15 protein-coding genes are annotated in these 14989 nt (G+C 62.8%); 6 read left to right on the top strand and 9 right to left on the bottom strand.

Annotation, left to right across the window (positions count from 1 at the left end):
- Nucleotides 1–9: 9 nt before the first annotated feature.
- The 7 genes from G365_RS0102970 to rpsF form a co-directional block, all read right to left on the bottom strand.
- Entirely contained in the window at nucleotides 10–813 is an 804-nt protein-coding gene (locus tag G365_RS0102970) for an ABC transporter ATP-binding protein (protein WP_019644017.1), read from the bottom strand.
- Nucleotides 810–1613: an MlaE family ABC transporter permease gene (locus tag G365_RS0102965; RefSeq protein ID WP_019644016.1), complete on the bottom strand. Its 804-nt coding sequence runs from the start codon at nucleotides 1611–1613 to the stop codon at nucleotides 810–812. The genes G365_RS0102970 and G365_RS0102965 overlap by 4 nt, the downstream gene beginning before the upstream one ends.
- A gap of 30 nt (nucleotides 1614–1643) precedes the next feature.
- Nucleotides 1644–2726 carry an alanine racemase gene (gene alr / locus G365_RS0102960; RefSeq protein WP_019644015.1) on the bottom strand — a complete coding sequence of 361 codons (1083 nt, stop codon included), beginning with the start codon at nucleotides 2724–2726 and terminating at the stop codon, nucleotides 1644–1646.
- The gene (locus tag G365_RS0102955) at nucleotides 2719–4248 is read right to left on the bottom strand and encodes a replicative DNA helicase (RefSeq protein ID WP_019644014.1); all 1530 of its coding nucleotides are present in this window, start codon (nucleotides 4246–4248) and stop codon (nucleotides 2719–2721) included. The genes alr and G365_RS0102955 overlap by 8 nt, the downstream gene beginning before the upstream one ends.
- A 391-nt stretch (nucleotides 4249–4639) precedes the next feature.
- A complete protein-coding gene (gene rplI / locus G365_RS0102950) occupies nucleotides 4640–5176 on the bottom strand; it encodes a 50S ribosomal protein L9 (protein ID WP_019644013.1) in 537 nt (178 codons plus the stop codon).
- A 13-nt stretch (nucleotides 5177–5189) separates the two neighbouring features.
- On the bottom strand, nucleotides 5190–5423 hold the full coding sequence (rpsR, locus tag G365_RS0102945) for a 30S ribosomal protein S18 (protein WP_019644012.1): 234 nt from the start codon (nucleotides 5421–5423) through the stop codon (nucleotides 5190–5192).
- A complete protein-coding gene (gene rpsF / locus G365_RS0102940; protein ID WP_019644011.1) occupies nucleotides 5423–5893 on the bottom strand; it encodes a 30S ribosomal protein S6 in 471 nt (156 codons plus the stop codon). Before rpsF ends, rpsR begins: the two co-directional genes overlap by 1 nt.
- 272 nt (nucleotides 5894–6165) lie before the next feature.
- Between rpsF and fabD the strand changes: the two genes are divergently transcribed.
- The 5 genes from fabD to mltG all read left to right on the top strand — a co-directional run bounded on the left by fabD (nucleotide 6166) and on the right by mltG (nucleotide 11039).
- Nucleotides 6166–7110: an ACP S-malonyltransferase gene (fabD, locus tag G365_RS0102935; RefSeq protein ID WP_026345046.1), complete on the top strand. Its 945-nt coding sequence runs from the start codon at nucleotides 6166–6168 to the stop codon at nucleotides 7108–7110.
- A gap of 25 nt (nucleotides 7111–7135) precedes the next feature.
- On the top strand, nucleotides 7136–7873 hold the full coding sequence (fabG, locus tag G365_RS0102930) for a 3-oxoacyl-[acyl-carrier-protein] reductase (protein WP_019644009.1): 738 nt from the start codon (nucleotides 7136–7138) through the stop codon (nucleotides 7871–7873).
- A 244-nt stretch (nucleotides 7874–8117) separates the two neighbouring features.
- Nucleotides 8118–8354, top strand: a complete 237-nt coding sequence (locus tag G365_RS0102925; protein ID WP_019644008.1) for an acyl carrier protein — start codon at nucleotides 8118–8120, stop codon at nucleotides 8352–8354.
- A 162-nt stretch (nucleotides 8355–8516) separates the two neighbouring features.
- Nucleotides 8517–9776, top strand: a complete 1260-nt coding sequence (gene fabF, locus G365_RS0102920) for a beta-ketoacyl-ACP synthase II (protein ID WP_026345045.1) — start codon at nucleotides 8517–8519, stop codon at nucleotides 9774–9776.
- Nucleotides 9777–10049: 273 nt separating this feature from the next.
- A complete protein-coding gene (gene mltG / locus G365_RS0102910) occupies nucleotides 10050–11039 on the top strand; it encodes an endolytic transglycosylase MltG (protein WP_026345044.1) in 990 nt (329 codons plus the stop codon).
- 244 nt (nucleotides 11040–11283) lie between these two features.
- On the opposite strand, the gene G365_RS0102905 is transcribed toward mltG, so the two are convergent.
- Together G365_RS0102905 and G365_RS20030 are read right to left on the bottom strand one after the other, a co-directional pair.
- Nucleotides 11284–11514, bottom strand: coding sequence for a hypothetical protein (locus G365_RS0102905; protein ID WP_019644004.1), 231 nt, complete (start codon nucleotides 11512–11514; stop codon nucleotides 11284–11286).
- 242 nt (nucleotides 11515–11756) lie between these two features.
- Nucleotides 11757–13940 (bottom strand): YgiQ family radical SAM protein, encoded by a 2184-nt coding sequence (locus G365_RS20030; RefSeq protein WP_019644003.1) that lies wholly within the window; start codon nucleotides 13938–13940, stop codon nucleotides 11757–11759.
- A 421-nt stretch (nucleotides 13941–14361) separates the two neighbouring features.
- On the opposite strand from G365_RS20030, the gene G365_RS0102895 reads away from it, so the two are divergent.
- On the top strand, nucleotides 14362–14913 hold the full coding sequence (locus G365_RS0102895) for a hypothetical protein (RefSeq protein WP_019644002.1): 552 nt from the start codon (nucleotides 14362–14364) through the stop codon (nucleotides 14911–14913).
- Nucleotides 14914–14989: the final 76 nt, after the last annotated feature.

Raw genomic sequence — 14989 nt, 5'->3', positions numbered from 1 at the left:
GAAAAAAAATCAGGCGCGGACCGCCATGGTGATCGGGCCGCTGGCCCGGCCATGGACAAACTGGTCAACATAGGGGTTGCCGGAATCAAACACCTGCGCTGCCGGGCCGGTCCAGATCAGGCGGCCCTTGTACAGCATGGCGACGCGGTCAGCGATCTTGCGCGCCGAGGCCATATCGTGGGTGATTGACAGGGCGGTGGCCCCCAGTTCCTTCACGCACTTGACGATCAGGTCATTGATGACGTCAGCCATGATCGGGTCCAGCCCGGTGGTCGGCTCGTCAAAAAAGATGATGTCCGGCTCATCGGCGATGGCACGGGCCAGACCGACGCGCTTCTGCATCCCGCCCGACAGTTCGGCGGGGAACAGATCGGCCACTTCCGGGCCAAGGCCCACCTGCGCCAGCTTTTCGACCGCTTTGTCCCGGGCCGGGCCACGGGCCATACCTTCGCCCTGAATCAGGCCGAAGGCGACATTCTCCCACACCGGCAGGGAGTCAAACAGGGCTGCCCCCTGAAACAGCATGCCGAATTTCCGCAGGACTTTATCGCGCTTGCGACCCCGCAGACCGACGGTTTCCTCGCCATCAATCAGGATCGATCCGCTGTCAGGGGTGATCAGGCCGAGGACGGACTTCAGCAGCACCGATTTACCGGTGCCGGAGCCGCCGATCACCACCACGCTTTCGCCGGGCCGGACATCAAGGGAAATACCGTCGAGGACCACCTTTGACCCAAACGCCTTATGGACGTTGGTCAGGCTGAGCTTCGGCACGGAGGGCGGGGGCTGATAGGCGGGGGTGGTGCTGATCATCGCGCGAAAAACAGTTCCGTGATGAGGTAGTTGAATACCAGGATCAGGATGGAGGCCGAGACCACCGCGTTGCGGGTGGCCTGACCGACGCCCTGCGCGCCACCGCGCGAGGTATAGCCATTGTAGCAGCCCATCAGGGCAATGATGAAGCCGAAGGTGGACGCTTTGACCAGACCGGAAATAACGTCCATCGCCTCCATGAATTCCCAGGTGCGCTGGATGTAGTTGCTGGGGTTGAAGCCCAGCTTGTAGGTGCCGATCAGATAGCCGCCGAACACCCCGATGATATCCCCGACCAGCACCAGCAGCGGCAGCATCAGTGCCCCGGCCAGCAGGCGCGGTGCGATCAGGTACTTAAACGGGTTGGTGGACAGGGTTGACAGGGCATCGACCTGTTCGGTCACCCGCATGGTGCCGATTTCGGCGGCCATCGACGCACCGACGCGCCCGGCAACCATCAACCCGGCCAGCACTGGCCCCAGTTCCCGCGTCATCGAGATCACCACCACGGTGGCGACCGCCCCTTCCGCGGCAAAGCGGGCAAAGCCGGTATGGCTCTGCAGGGCGAGAACCATGCCGGAGAACAGGGTGGTCAGGCCGACCACCGGCAGCGAGTAATAGCCGATTTCGACCATCTGACGCAGCAGGGTGCGCGGATAGAACGGCGGGGTGACGCAGTGAAACAGCGCCAGAGCCGTGAAGGTGGACAGCCGACCGACCCGGTTGAAAAATGCCAGCAGGACCCGCCCGATAAGGGCAAGAAAATCCAGAAAGGCCGTCACCGGGCTGGTGGAGTTCATGCACGGGCTCCTAAAACGAAGACCGGGATCTCAGCTCCCGGTGTAGCGGCGGGCATACCGGCGGGATAGCCCGGTCAGCAACTCATACGAAATGGTCCCGGCATTTCCGGCCTGCGCATCAAGGTCAACACCATCCCCCAGAACGGAGATCCACTGACCGGGCCGCGCAAGCTCTTCCGGCACCGCTGAAACATCGAAGGAAATCAGGTCCATCGACACGCGGCCGACGATAGGAACCGTGATGCCCCCCAGCATCCCCGTGCCGCGCCCCCCGAGTGACCGCAGCAGGCCATCAGCATAACCGGCGGAAACGGTCGCCAGACGCATGCCGGGGGTGACAGCATGGGTGGCACCATAGCCAACAGCCCCCGGAGTGTCAATTCGACGGACCTGAACAATACGGATCCGTAAGGTCGCTGCCGCCCTGACCGGATTGGCCTGACCGGGCACCGGGTTGCCGCCGTAAAGGCCGATGCCGGGGCGGATCATATCAAAATGATAGTCAGCCCCAAGGAAGATGCCGGAGGACGCCGCCAGCGACGACGGCACACCCGGCAGCCGGTCCCGTGCCACCCGGAAGGCGGCAAGCTGGGCCTGATTCATCGGGTGGTCAGGTTCATCGGCGCAGCACAGGTGCGACATCAGCAGCCGGGGGCGCAGGGTCGGGGCCAGTTCGGCGGCGGTCAGGCCCAGACGGTTCATACCGCTGTCCACCTGCAACACATAGTCCCGCCCGCCGCTGTGGGCCAGCCAGTCCGCCACCTGTTCCGGGGCGTTCAGCACCGGGGTCAGAGTGTGGGTGATAAACGGCTCCAGCGATCCAAGCGGGCCGGACAGCACATAAATGGTCTGGTCCGGCAGCGCCCGGCGCAGGGCAATCCCTTCTTCCGGCACCGCGACGAAGAAATCACGGCAGCCCGCCGCCGCCAGCGCGGGGGCAAGCTCTGCCGCGCCGAGGCCATAGGCGTCGGCCTTCATCACCGCGCCGCAGGCACCGGCTGTCGGGGCTTTATCGCGCAGCAGGCGCCAGTTGGCGACCACAGCGGCGGTATCCACGATCAGCAGGCCCCCGGCGGCGGGGTCATCGATGCAGGAAGAAGAGAGATTATTCATCGTCATAACTGCCGTAGTCTGAGGCAATCAGGTTGCCGAATTTGGTGAAGTTGCCGTCGAAGAACAGGCGGACGCTGCCGATCGGGCCATGACGCTGCTTGGCGACGATCACTTCGGCGACATTGTGGGCTTTTTCGCACCGTTCCATCCACGCCCGGTGGCGTTCCATGAACCGGCTTTCGTCTTCTTCCGGCTTGCGGCCGGGCTCGCTGCGCGACAGGTAGTATTCTTCGCGGTACACGAACATCACCACGTCGGCGTCCTGCTCGATGGAGCCGGACTCACGCAGGTCAGACAGCTGCGGCTTTTTGTCGTCGCGCTGTTCGACGGCGCGGGACAGCTGGGACAGGGCAATCACCGGCACGTTCAGTTCTTTTGCCAGTGCCTTCAGGCCACGGGTGATCGCCGACACTTCGTTGACGCGCCCGTCGGACCGGTCGCCGGGGTTGGCGGACAGCAGCTGAAGGTAATCGATGACGATCAGCCCAAGGCCATGCTGACGGGCCAGACGGCGGCACCGGGTGCGCACCGCCGACACCGACAGCGCCGGGGTATCGTCAATAAACAGCGGCATGCTGTGCAGTTCGTGGCTGACCTGCACCATGCGCGAGAAGTCTTCGTTCGCCAGTTCGCCGGTCCGGATTTTGTGAGAGCTGATCTCCGCCTCCTGCGCCAGCAGACGGGTGGCAAGCTGCTCTGCCGACATTTCGAGGGAGAAGAAGGCGACCTTGGCACCGTCCAGCACTTCCCGCTGGCCGGTGGCGTCCATCTTTTCCTTGTACAGTTTGGCGGCATTGAAGGCGATGTTGGTCGCCAGCGCGGTTTTCCCCATCGACGGACGCCCGGCGAGGATGATCAGATCTGACGGGTGAAGACCGCCGAGCTTTTTATCCAGATCGACCAGATCGGTCGGCACCCCGGCCAGCTGACCGGCGCGGCGGTGCGCGGCCTCTGCCATGTGGATGGCGGTGGTCAGCGCCATCCGGAAATCCTGAAAGCCGCCTTCCTGATGGCCGGTGGTCGCCAGATCGTACAGTTTCTGTTCGGCGATTTCGATCTGGTTGGTGGCGGAGCGGTCGAACGAGACCTCGTAGGCTTCGTTGACCATCTGCTGACCAAGGTCGATCAGCTCCCGCCGCAGGGCGAAATCATGAATCAGCCGCCCGTAATCTTCGGCATTGACCACGGTGATGACCGAGTTGGCAAGGTGGGCCAGATAGGCCGGACCACCGGCTTCCTTCAGCAACGGGTCGTTTTCCAGATAGCTTTTCAGGGTCACCGGGGTCGCCAGATGGCCCTGCTCAATCAGGCGTCCGCAGGCCGCGTAGATACGGGCGTGCAGGGCGTTGGCGAAATGATCGGCCTGCAGAAATTCGCTGACGCGTTCATAGGCGCGGTTCGACTGGAAGATCGCCCCGAGAAGGGCCTGTTCCGCCTCCAGATTATGGGGCAGTTCCCGCACCGGCATCGCGTCGCCGTGGCCACCGTCGGGCAGGGGAAGAGACATCTCGTATCCGGTCATGAACCAACCATCCTGAAAAGGCCATCCTGAAACCGGCTGCCCCTGTGTCGGGGCTGCCTGCGTCCCTGATCCCGCATCGGGTCCGGCAGTCTGCCGGGCGGGAGGGGGGAGGGGTCAGTGATAGGGCACCCCCCGGCCTTTTGCAACCATACCAACATCCGGCTGAAAGAGGCGGCGGAAATGAAGGGGGATCAGGGCTGATAATCGCAGGATATTCTTATTTAAAATAAATAAGCCGCATAAAATTATGATTTTTCAGAAAGCCCTGAAAGGGCGGGGGGCTGCCCGGCGTTCTTTGGGGCCTTCTGCCGTCTGTGAGCGGCGCGGGCAAAAACGAACAGGCCGCCCCGGGTGGGGCGGCCTGCCGTAAGGACCGAAGTCGCTGAAGATTTTATTCTTCAGTGGCTTCGTATTCGCCTTCAACGTCGTCTTCAGCCGGCTCTTCGAAGTATTCTTCGGCAGCATGCTGCTCTTCGGCTTCAGCCATGGAGCGGGCGACGATGACGCCGGCTTCGATGGCCACTTCCGGGTGCAGAGACAGACGGACGGTGTAAGAACCGAGCGACTTGATCGGGCTGTTCAGCTCGACCTGACGGCGTTCGATCTTGTAGCCAGCGTCCTTCAGGGCTTCCTGAATGTCACGGGCGGTCACGGAACCGTACAGCTGGCCACCTTCGGAGGCCTGACGGACCAGAACCACACGCACGCCGGACATCTGACCGGCAACGCCTTCGGCTTCCTGGCGGCGCTTCAGGTTCAGCGCTTCCAGTTCGGCGCGCTGACGTTCGAAGACAGCCATGTTGTCTTTGTTGGCGCGCAGGGCTTTCTTCTGCGGCAGCAGGTAGTTGCGGGCATAACCCGACTTCACCCGCACCACTTCGCCCATCTGGCCAAGCTTTTCAACGCGTTCGAGGAGGATCACTTCCATAATTGCGCGCTCCTTACTTCACGACGTAAGGCAGCAGGGCGAGGAAGCGGGCGCGCTTAATCGCGCGGGCCAGCTCACGCTGCTTCTTGGCGGACACGGCAGTGATACGGCTCGGGACGATCTTGCCACGCTCAGAGATATAACGCTGAAGCAGCTTGATGTCCTTATAGTCGATCTTCGGCGCATTGGCACCCGAGAACGGGCAGGTCTTGCGACGGCGGAAGAACGGACGACGGGGCGCGGCCATTAGTTGCCTCCCTCGGTACGGTCGTTACGGTCACGGCCACCACGCGGGCCGCGGTCTTCGCGCGGACCACGGTCTTCACGCGGGCCACGGGGGCCGCGGTCACCACGGTCGCCGCGATCACCACGCGGGGAGCGGGTGTCACGTTCGCCCTTCTGGAGGAGAATGGCCGACTGGCCTTCTTCCAGGGCATCAACGCGCACGGTCATGTAACGCAGGACGTCTTCGTTGAAACGCATGATACGTTCCATTTCGAGGACGGCGTCAGCCGGAGCGTCGATGTTGAACAGGACGTAATGGCCCTTACGGTTCTTGTTGACCCGGTAGGTCAGGTTACGGAGACCCCAGAATTCCTTCTTGGTCACTGCGCCGCCACGTTCGGTGATGATGGCGGCCAGCTCATCGGCCAGGGACTCAACCTGCTGGTTGGTGATGTCCTGGCGAGCGATGAACACGCTCTCATACAAAGACATTAGATGTAGCCCTTATGGATTCTCTCAGCCCGACAGGTCCGTTAAAACCTGTAAACAAGGCATAGCCGGACCATCCGGCAAGGGAGATGAAGGGGCGCACTATACGCATCCAGCCGGGGAATGCAACAAAAGATACGGAAAAAGCGTCTGCCGCCGCCGTCTGCCGCATACGGAATCTTGACAGGGGCGGGCTGCTTCCGCACTTTCGCCAGACTTTTTACTGTCCCGCTGACGGCACCGCGCTGTCGGCAGATTAACTTAAGAGGTCGCCGATGGCGCGCGCATTCGTATTTCCCGGTCAGGGTTCTCAGGCGGTGGGGATGGGTAAGGATCTGGGCGAGGCCTATGCCGTCGCCCGTGCCGTCTATCAGGAAGTTGACGATGCCCTCGGCCAGAACCTGTCCGGCCTGATGTTTGAAGGCCCGTCCGACGATCTGACCCTGACCGAAAATGCCCAGCCCGCGCTGATGGCGGTGTCGATGGCGGTGATCCGGGTGCTGGAGTCGCAGGGCTTTGACCTGAAGACCGCCGGTCAGTTCGTCGCCGGGCATTCACTGGGCGAATATTCCGCCCTGTGCGCCGCCGGGGCGCTGTCTGTCGCCGATACCGCCCGCCTGCTGAAGGTGCGGGGCCGCGCCATGCAGAAGGCGGTGCCGGTGGGCGAAGGGGCCATGGCCGCCCTGCTGGGGCTGGATCTGGAACAGGCGCAGGAAATCGCCGCCGCTGCGGCGCAGGGCGAGGTCTGTCAGGCTGCCAACGACAACGCGCCGGGGCAGGTCGTTGTCTCCGGGGCCAAGGCGGCGGTGGAGCGCGCCATTGCGCTGGCCGCCGAAAAGGGGGCCAAGCGTTCCGTCCTGCTGCCGGTGTCCGCCCCCTTCCATTGCGCCCTGATGCAGCCTGCCGCTGATGCGATGGCCGAAGCGCTGGCCGGGGTGACCATCGCCGCGCCGGTGATTCCGCTGGTTGCCAACGTCACCGCCTCTGCCGTCACCGCGCCGGAAGACATCCGCCGTCTGCTGGTGGAGCAGGTGACCGGGGCCGTGCGCTGGCGTGAAAGCGTGCTGTATATGAAGGCGCAGGGCATCACCACGCTGGTGGAATGCGGTGCCGGTAAGGTGCTGAGCGGTCTGGCCAAGCGCATTGATAAGGAAGTGGCCGGTACTGCCCTGAATACCCCGGCGGATATCGACGCTTTCCTCGCCAGCCTGAACGCCTGATTTTAAGATTTTAAGGAAACAGACCATGTTCGATCTGAATGGTAAGTGCGCGCTGGTCACCGGTGCGTCAGGCGGCATCGGCGGTGCGGTGGCCCGTGCCCTGTATGCCCGGGGTGCCAAAGTGGCGCTGTCGGGCACCCGGCGCGAGGCGCTGGAGGCGCTGGCGGCGGAACTGGGCGACCGTGCCTTCGTGACCCCGGCCAACCTGTCTGACGCTGAGTCGGTGGCGGCCCTGATCCCGGCGGCGGAAGCGGCCATGGGGCAGGTCGATATTCTGGTCAACAACGCCGGTCTGACCCGTGACACTCTGGCCATGCGCCTGAAGGATGAAGACTGGGATGCGGTGATCCGCGTCAACCTGACCTCGTCCTTCCAGCTGGCCCGGGCCTGCCTGAAGGGCATGATGAAGCGCCGGTTCGGCCGTATCATCTCCGTCACCTCGATCGTGGGGGTCACCGGCAATCCGGGGCAGACCAACTATGCCGCCTCCAAGGCCGGTCTGATCGGGATGTCGAAGAGTCTGGCGGCGGAAGTGGCCAGCCGTGGCATCACCGTCAACTGCGTGGCGCCGGGCTTTATTGCCACCGCCATGACCGACGCCCTGCCGGACGCCCAGAAAGAAAAGCTGAATGCCGGTATTCCGATGGGCCGGATGGGTTCTTCGGAAGACATTGCCGCCGCGGTGCTGTATCTGGCTTCGGCTGAAGCCGGGTATGTGACCGGCCAGACCCTGCACGTCAACGGCGGCATGGCGATGATCTGATCGGCCCAAAAAGCCGTTCAAAAGCCGGAAACAGGCTGAAATATCTTTTTGTTTCAGTCTGTTGACGGTTGTGTTGCTGGGCTATGGCGTTGGCGCGGCAAGTGTGTTACCAACAGGCGCTATTTGCGCTCCCGGGTTGGGGAAACAGGTTTTCTCTTGACCGGCGGAGTTATTGAGTTCAAATCGGCCCTGTCTGCTGCCCGTTGTAGGGGATGGCGGGCCAACTGCATCTGAGGACAAACGAATGAGCAACGTCGCTGAGCGCGTGAAGAAGATTGTGGTGGAGCACCTGGGTGTCGAAGCCGACAAGGTGACCGATACTGCCAGCTTCATTGACGATCTGGGCGCTGACAGCCTGGACACCGTTGAGCTGGTGATGGCTTTCGAAGAAGAATTCAGCGTGGAAATTCCGGACGATGCCGCCGAGAAGATCCTGACCGTCAAGGACGCGATCGAATTCATCGAAAAGGCCAACGGCTAATTTCGGTCCTGACAGCGCCGCCTCCGCCAGCCTTGTGTCCGGGTGTATTCCCGGCGCGGTCCGGCGGGGCGGCGTCTGTCTTCCGATCCTGACGGTGCCGCCCCGGTGTCGCTGTCATGCCGCCACACACAACAAAGATAACTGTAACGGGAACGCTAGGTCATGAGGCGAGTAGTCGTCACCGGGCTCGGTATGGTCACCCCCCTCGGCAACGGGGTTGAGGGCACCTGGGAACAGCTTGCGCGCGGAGTCTCCGGGATTCGGGCCATTGACCGGTTTCAGGTTGATGACCTGCCGGCGCGTATCGGCGGGCAGATCCCGACCGAAGCCGACCATCCCTACCGTTTCGACCCCGATGCTGTCGCGGCTGCCAAAGACCGCCGCCGCATGGATGAATTCATTGTTTACGGTCTGGCTGCCGCCATTGAGGCGATCGAGGATTCCGGCTGGAAGCCCGAGGCTGAGGAAGACCGTGAACGCACCGGCGTGATCATCGGCTCGGGCATCGGTGGCCTGCCGAATATCGCTGAAGCCTCCAAGATCATGGAAGCCAGCGGCCCGCGCAAGATCAGCCCGTTCTTCATTCCGTCGTCGCTGATCAATCTGGTCTCGGGCCATGTGTCGATCCGCTACGGCTTCCAGGGCCCGAACCACGCTGTGGTTACCGCCTGTTCCACCGGGGCGCATGCCATCGGTGATGCCAGCCGGATCATCAAGTACGGCGATGCCGACGTGATGGTGGCCGGTGGCGCTGAAGCGGCCCTGTGCCGTCTGGGCATTGCCGGTTTTGCCGCCGCCCGGGCCCTGTCCACCAGCTACAACGATGCCCCGACCACCGGCTCCCGCCCGTGGGATAAGGGCCGTGACGGCTTCGTGATGGGCGAAGGCGCCGGGGTGCTGGTGCTGGAAGAATACGAACACGCCAAAAAGCGTGGTGCCAAGATTTATGCCGAAGTGCTGGGCTATGGCATGTCCGGCGACGCCTATCACATCACCGCCCCGGCGGAAGATGGCAATGGCGGCTTCCGGGCCATGCGCAACGCGCTGCGGGATGCCAAACTGGATGTGTCGGCGGTTGATTATGTCAACGCACACGGCACCTCCACCCCGCTGGGCGATGAGATCGAGCTGGGCGCGGTCAAGCGCCTGTTCGGCGATCATGCCTATAAGCTGTCGATGTCATCGACCAAGTCCGCCATCGGCCACCTGCTGGGTGCTGCCGGTGCGGTCGAGGCGATTTTCTCGATCAAGGCGCTGAATACCGGCATCTGCCCGCCGACCCTGAACCTGAATGATCCGTCTGAAGGCTGCGACATCGATCTGGTGCCGCTGAAGGCCAAGGAGCGTTCGGTGAAGATTGCGCTGTCCAACTCCTTCGGGTTTGGCGGCACCAACGCATCGCTGGTGCTGGGCGCGGTGTAATCCGCGTTCCCGGTCCCCGGTTTTCCGGGCATGTGACCCGATCAGGCCCGCCGGAGTGTCTTCGGCGGGCCTGATCTTTTCAGGGCTCCGGGGTCTGTGTCCTTTTTGTAACGGGGCCGGGATCGCCGTTGCGGATGCCGTTGAACCGCCATATTTTCAGGCTGTTTTAAAGAGCGGCAGACAGGTGCTTTCGCCTGCTCTGTCTGGCTTTGTTCTGGTGCATCGCGTGGCCTGCGGGGTTGCGGGCTGACGGGATGCGTGAAGGAGCGCGGAATGCTCAGGCGTTTGTTGGCGGTGTTTCTTGTGTTTCTGCTGGTCTGTGCCGGGTCGGCGGCAGGCCTGTGGCAGTGGGCGCAGTCACGCTACACCTCCCCCGGTCAGCGGCTGGAAGCGATTGTGGTGCAGATCCCCAAAGGGGCGGGGATTTCGGCGATTGTTGATGTGCTGGCCCGGTCAGGGGTGCTGCGGGATAAGGCGGAACAGACGCTGGTGCCCCTGTTTGCCCGTCTTGACGGGCAGGCGTCTTCGCTGCGGGCGGGGGAGTATTCGGTCCCGCCTGATTACTCGCTGGCCGATATTGTTGCGATGCTGGCCAGTGGCCGCAATCAGGTGCTGTATTCCCTGACCATCCCGGAAGGCCTGACGGTGCATGAGGCGCTGGAGCGGGTGCGCGGGCTGGATGTGCTGGAAGGCGAGATTACCGTCACCCCCAACGAAGGCGACCTGATGCCGGAAACCTATCAGGTGCTGCGGGGGGATAACCGCACGACGGTGGTCCGGCGGATGATGACCGCGCAGGCCTCTCTGCTGACCGATTTATGGGGAAAGCGGGTGCCGGGCCTGCCGCTGAAAAGCCCGCGCGAAGCCCTGACGCTGGCGTCGGTGGTGGAGAAAGAGACCGGGGTGGCGGCGGAACGGCGGCGGGTGGCCGGGGTGTTCATCAACCGGCTGCGGCTGGGCATGCCGTTGCAGTCTGACCCGACGGTGATTTACGGTCTGGCCCGGGATACCGGCTCGCTTGGCCGTCTGCTGACCCGGAAGGATCTGGAAACCGATCACGCGTGGAACACCTATACGCGTCCGGGCCTGCCTGCCGGGCCGATTGCCCTGCCGGGGCGGCTGGCGCTGGAAGCGGTGCTGAACCCTGAAATCAGCAAGGATCTGTATTTTGTCGCTGACGGCAGCGGCGGCCATGCCTTCGCCGAGACGCTGGATGAGCATAACCGCAATGTGGCGCGCTGGCGGAAGATTCAGAAAAACTAATCCCCGGCAGGCAGACGCGCGCAGAAACCTGCGGTGCAGGGCGGTGTGTGAATAAAAAAAGGGCGCGGAACGAGAGATCCGCGCCCTTTGCCGTCATCTGTCGGAGAAACCGGGGTCTCCCCCGGGGTATCAAGCTGCTTCCCCCCCCCAACAGGACGAAATTGTACAGGACCGAACTTTACAGGATTGAGCCGGGCAAAACAGACAGCTCCCGTAGCCGGGAGCGCCTTGGCCGATCCCGGTGTCAGTTGCGGTAATCGGGATAGCGCCGGATGACGTCTTCGGCCATCAGAATAGCGTGTTCGACGGCGTCTGACAGCTGGGTGTCGCCCATCTGTTCCACTTCGTGAGACAGATAGCTGAGGCACTGATGGATGCTGCGGGCCAGTTTCGCAATACCGGCATTGCTGCGGACATCGGGCTCGATGTCATCAATACAGGTGGTGCGGAGATCTACGGCAAGAGCATTGGCCATGGTCAGGGCCTCCCTGTCAGTGCGTCGGCCCCCTGTTCCACTCAGGCCCAGCCTGTGCCGGGGGGCTTGTTTTTGCTGGTCTGACTGTGCCCGAATGACCGTTGTCCGGCCATTCCCCCGAACGGGTGTACCGGGTCCACCTATGGGGGAAATGTCTAAAAACAAAACGCATAAAGGTTTTTACGATGGGTCCGGCCCCAAAAAAAACGGCCCCGTCTGGAAGGGACGGGGCCGGGCCGCGATCAGACACGCGGTGTTTTGGGCAGCGGGCGGGGGTTGGAACGTCGCCCTTTGCCTGCATGCTGGGTCAGGAACACCTGCCCTTTATGCTTGCGGCCGGTGCGTGCCCCTTCGCCGCCGCTCAGGCCGGTTCCGGCGGGCTGGAATGTCGGCACCAGATGGTGCTTGCCGTTGCCGATCAGGTCGGCGCGGCCCATCCGTTTCAGGGCTTCCCGCAGGATCGGCCAGTTCTCGGCATCGTGATAGCGCAGGAAGGCCTTGTGCAGGCGGCGCTGCTTCAGCCCCTTGACGGCGTATACGGTATCCTCCTCGCCACGGGCCTCGCGGTGGACCGGGCGCAGCGGATTGCGGCCGCTGCGGTACATGGCGGTGGCCAGTGACATCGGCGACGGCAGGAACGCCTGCACCTGATCGGCGCGGAAGCCGTTGCGCTTCAGCCAGATCGCCAGATTCATCATGTCTTCATCGGTGGTGCCGGGGTGGGCGGCGATGAAGTAGGGGATCAGGTACTGCTCTTTCCCCGCTTCCTTAGAATACTTGTCGAACATTTTCTTGAAGGCATCGTAGGTGCCGATGCCGGGCTTCATCATCTTCGACAGCGGCCCCTGTTCGGTATGTTCCGGGGCGATTTTCAGGTAGCCGCCGACGTGGTGGCTGACCAGTTCCTTCACATATTCCGGGCTGCGCACCGCCAGGTCATACCGCAGGCCGGACGCGATCAGAATCTTCTTCACACCCTTCAGGTCACGCGCCTTGCGGTAGAGCTGCACCAGAGAATGGTGGTTGGTATCAAGGTTTTTACAGATGTCGGGATACACACAGGACGGACGGCGGCAGACATCCTGAATTTTCGGGTCTTTACAGGCCAGCCGGTACATGTTGGCGGTCGGGCCGCCAAGGTCGGAAATCACCCCGGTGAAGCCGGGTGTTTTGTCGCGGATGTCCTCAATCTCTTTCAGGATCGATTCTTCCGAGCGGTTCTGAATGATCCGCCCTTCATGTTCGGTGATCGAGCAGAAGGTACAGCCGCCGAAGCAGCCGCGCATGATGTTGACCGAAAACCGGATCATCTCCCACGCCGGAATGCGGGCATCGCCATAGGCCGGGTGCGGGGCGCGGGCATAGGGCAGGCCGAACACACAGTCCATTTCCGGGGTCGACAGCGGGATCGGCGGCGGGGTCAGCCACACTTCGCGGTCCCCGTGGCGCTGCACCAGCGGGCGGGCGTTGCCGGGGTTGCTTTCCAGATGCAGGATGCGTGAGGCGTGGGCGTAAAGGATTTCGTCGCCGACCACCGCCTCGTAATCGGGCAGGCGGACGACGGTGCGGTCTTTCGGCAGGGCCCCGCTGCGCACGGCCCGGCGCAGGGCGGTTTCCCCGCTGTCAGACGGTGTCGCCATGGCAGAGGCACCCAGCCCGGTGTCGTCGTGGTCGTCGTCCGGCGCGGCGTCGGGTTCCTGCGGCGGGGTGGTGGTGTCGATGGCCGATGCATCCAGCACCACCCAGTCTTCCGGCACCCTGGCGCGGACAAAGGCGGTGCCACGGATATCGGTGATATCCTGCACCTTTTCGCCTTTGGCGAGGCGGTGGGCGATATCAATGATGGCCCGCTCGGCATTGCCGTAGCACAGCAGGTCAGCCTTGCTGTCCATCACGATGGAGCGGCGGACCTTTTCCGACCAGTAATCGAAGTGGGCGATACGGCGCAGCGACGCTTCAATGCCGCCCAGCACAATCGGCACATCGCGGTAGGCTTCGCGGCAGCGCTGGGAATAGACGATCACGGCCCGGTCGGGGCGTTTGCCGCCTTCGTCATTGGGGGTATAGCTGTCGTTATGGCGCATCCGGCGGTCAGAGGTATAGCGGTTGACCATGGAATCCATGTTGCCGCCGGTGACACCGAAAAACAGGTTGGGCTTGCCAAGCGCCTTGAACGGATCCGGCCCCGACCAGTCGGGCTGGGCGATGATGCCGACACGGAAGCCCTGTGCTTCCAGCGTGCGGCCGATCACCGCCATACCGAAGCTGGGGTGATCGACATAGGCGTCCCCGGTGACGATGATGATATCGCAGCTGTCCCAGCCGAGCTGATCCATCTCCGCCCGGGACATGGGCAGGAACGGGGCGGTGCCGAAGCGGTGGGCCCAGTGTTTGCGATACGAATAAATCGGCTTGGCGGCGTCCATGGCGGCGTCGTGACCAGTCTGCAGAATAGGGATATGGGGTGCGGCGGTGCGGTGGCCTGAACGGTGGCAGGCGGCGCGCGGCCTTCTGGATGTTGTCTTACCCCAGTTCGGCGCGGACCTAAACAGATAAAAGGTTTAGGGATTCATCTCTGCTCTATCCGGCCCGCTCCCCTGCGGTTGTCCGCAGGCCGGGACATGGTGCTAAAGAAGCAGCCCCGCTGGCATGTGGTCTGCATGGTACTGTCCCGGCATGGCGACCATGCGATGTCTCCGATCCTGCGCAGCAAGGGTTTCTTCCCCTGTCGTGCTGCGGATGGGGGCGGAACAGCTCAGCGGCAGCCCGGACGGGCTTTGCAAATTGCGTCGCAAACTGCAGCCAGGCAGGGCGTGCGACCGCGTTTTGGTGAGAAGGAATTGCAGAATGAACCGTGGCTTGACCGATGGGGGCCGCTTTTGGGCGAAAGTACTGGGTGCCGTTGTCCTGATCTGCGGGCTGGCATTGGGTGGGGCCACGGCGGCACTGGCGCAGGACGGTATTCTGCCCAAGCCGGCCGGTGCGGTGATTCTGACGCTCAAGGGCAACATCAAGTTCACCAACACCGGCGATAAGGCCGAGTTCGATCTGGCGATGCTGGAAAAACTGAAGGGCCGCGTCGCGCCGGTTAAAACCCCGTGGGCGGATAAGGAAACCACCTACGAAGGCCCGCTGATGTCTGCGATCCTTGATGCGGTGGGGGCCACCGGCACCACCCTGATGGTCAAGGCGATCAACGATTACGTCGCCGAAGTGCCGATGGAAGACATGACCCGCTATCCGGTCATTCTGGCCACCAAGCGCGACGGGAAAAAGATGACCGTCCGCGATAAGGGGCCGCTGTTTATCATTTATCCGTTTGATCTCGACCCCGCCCTGCAGAATGAGAAAATCTACAACCGTTCTGTCTGGCAGGTGAAAGAAATTACCGTAAACTGATATATGGGGTCCCAGTCAGCAGGCGGTTGCGCGGCTGCTGACCGGGTGATGACGTTGGTTCTCCTGCGGGATGAGC

It is taken from the genome of Novispirillum itersonii subsp. itersonii ATCC 12639, from assembly GCF_000381985.1.
GTDB lineage: Bacteria > Pseudomonadota > Alphaproteobacteria > Rhodospirillales > Rhodospirillaceae > Novispirillum > Novispirillum itersonii.
The sequence above is the reverse complement of the archived record's forward strand: the minus strand, read 5'-3'. Positions and strand labels throughout refer to the sequence as shown.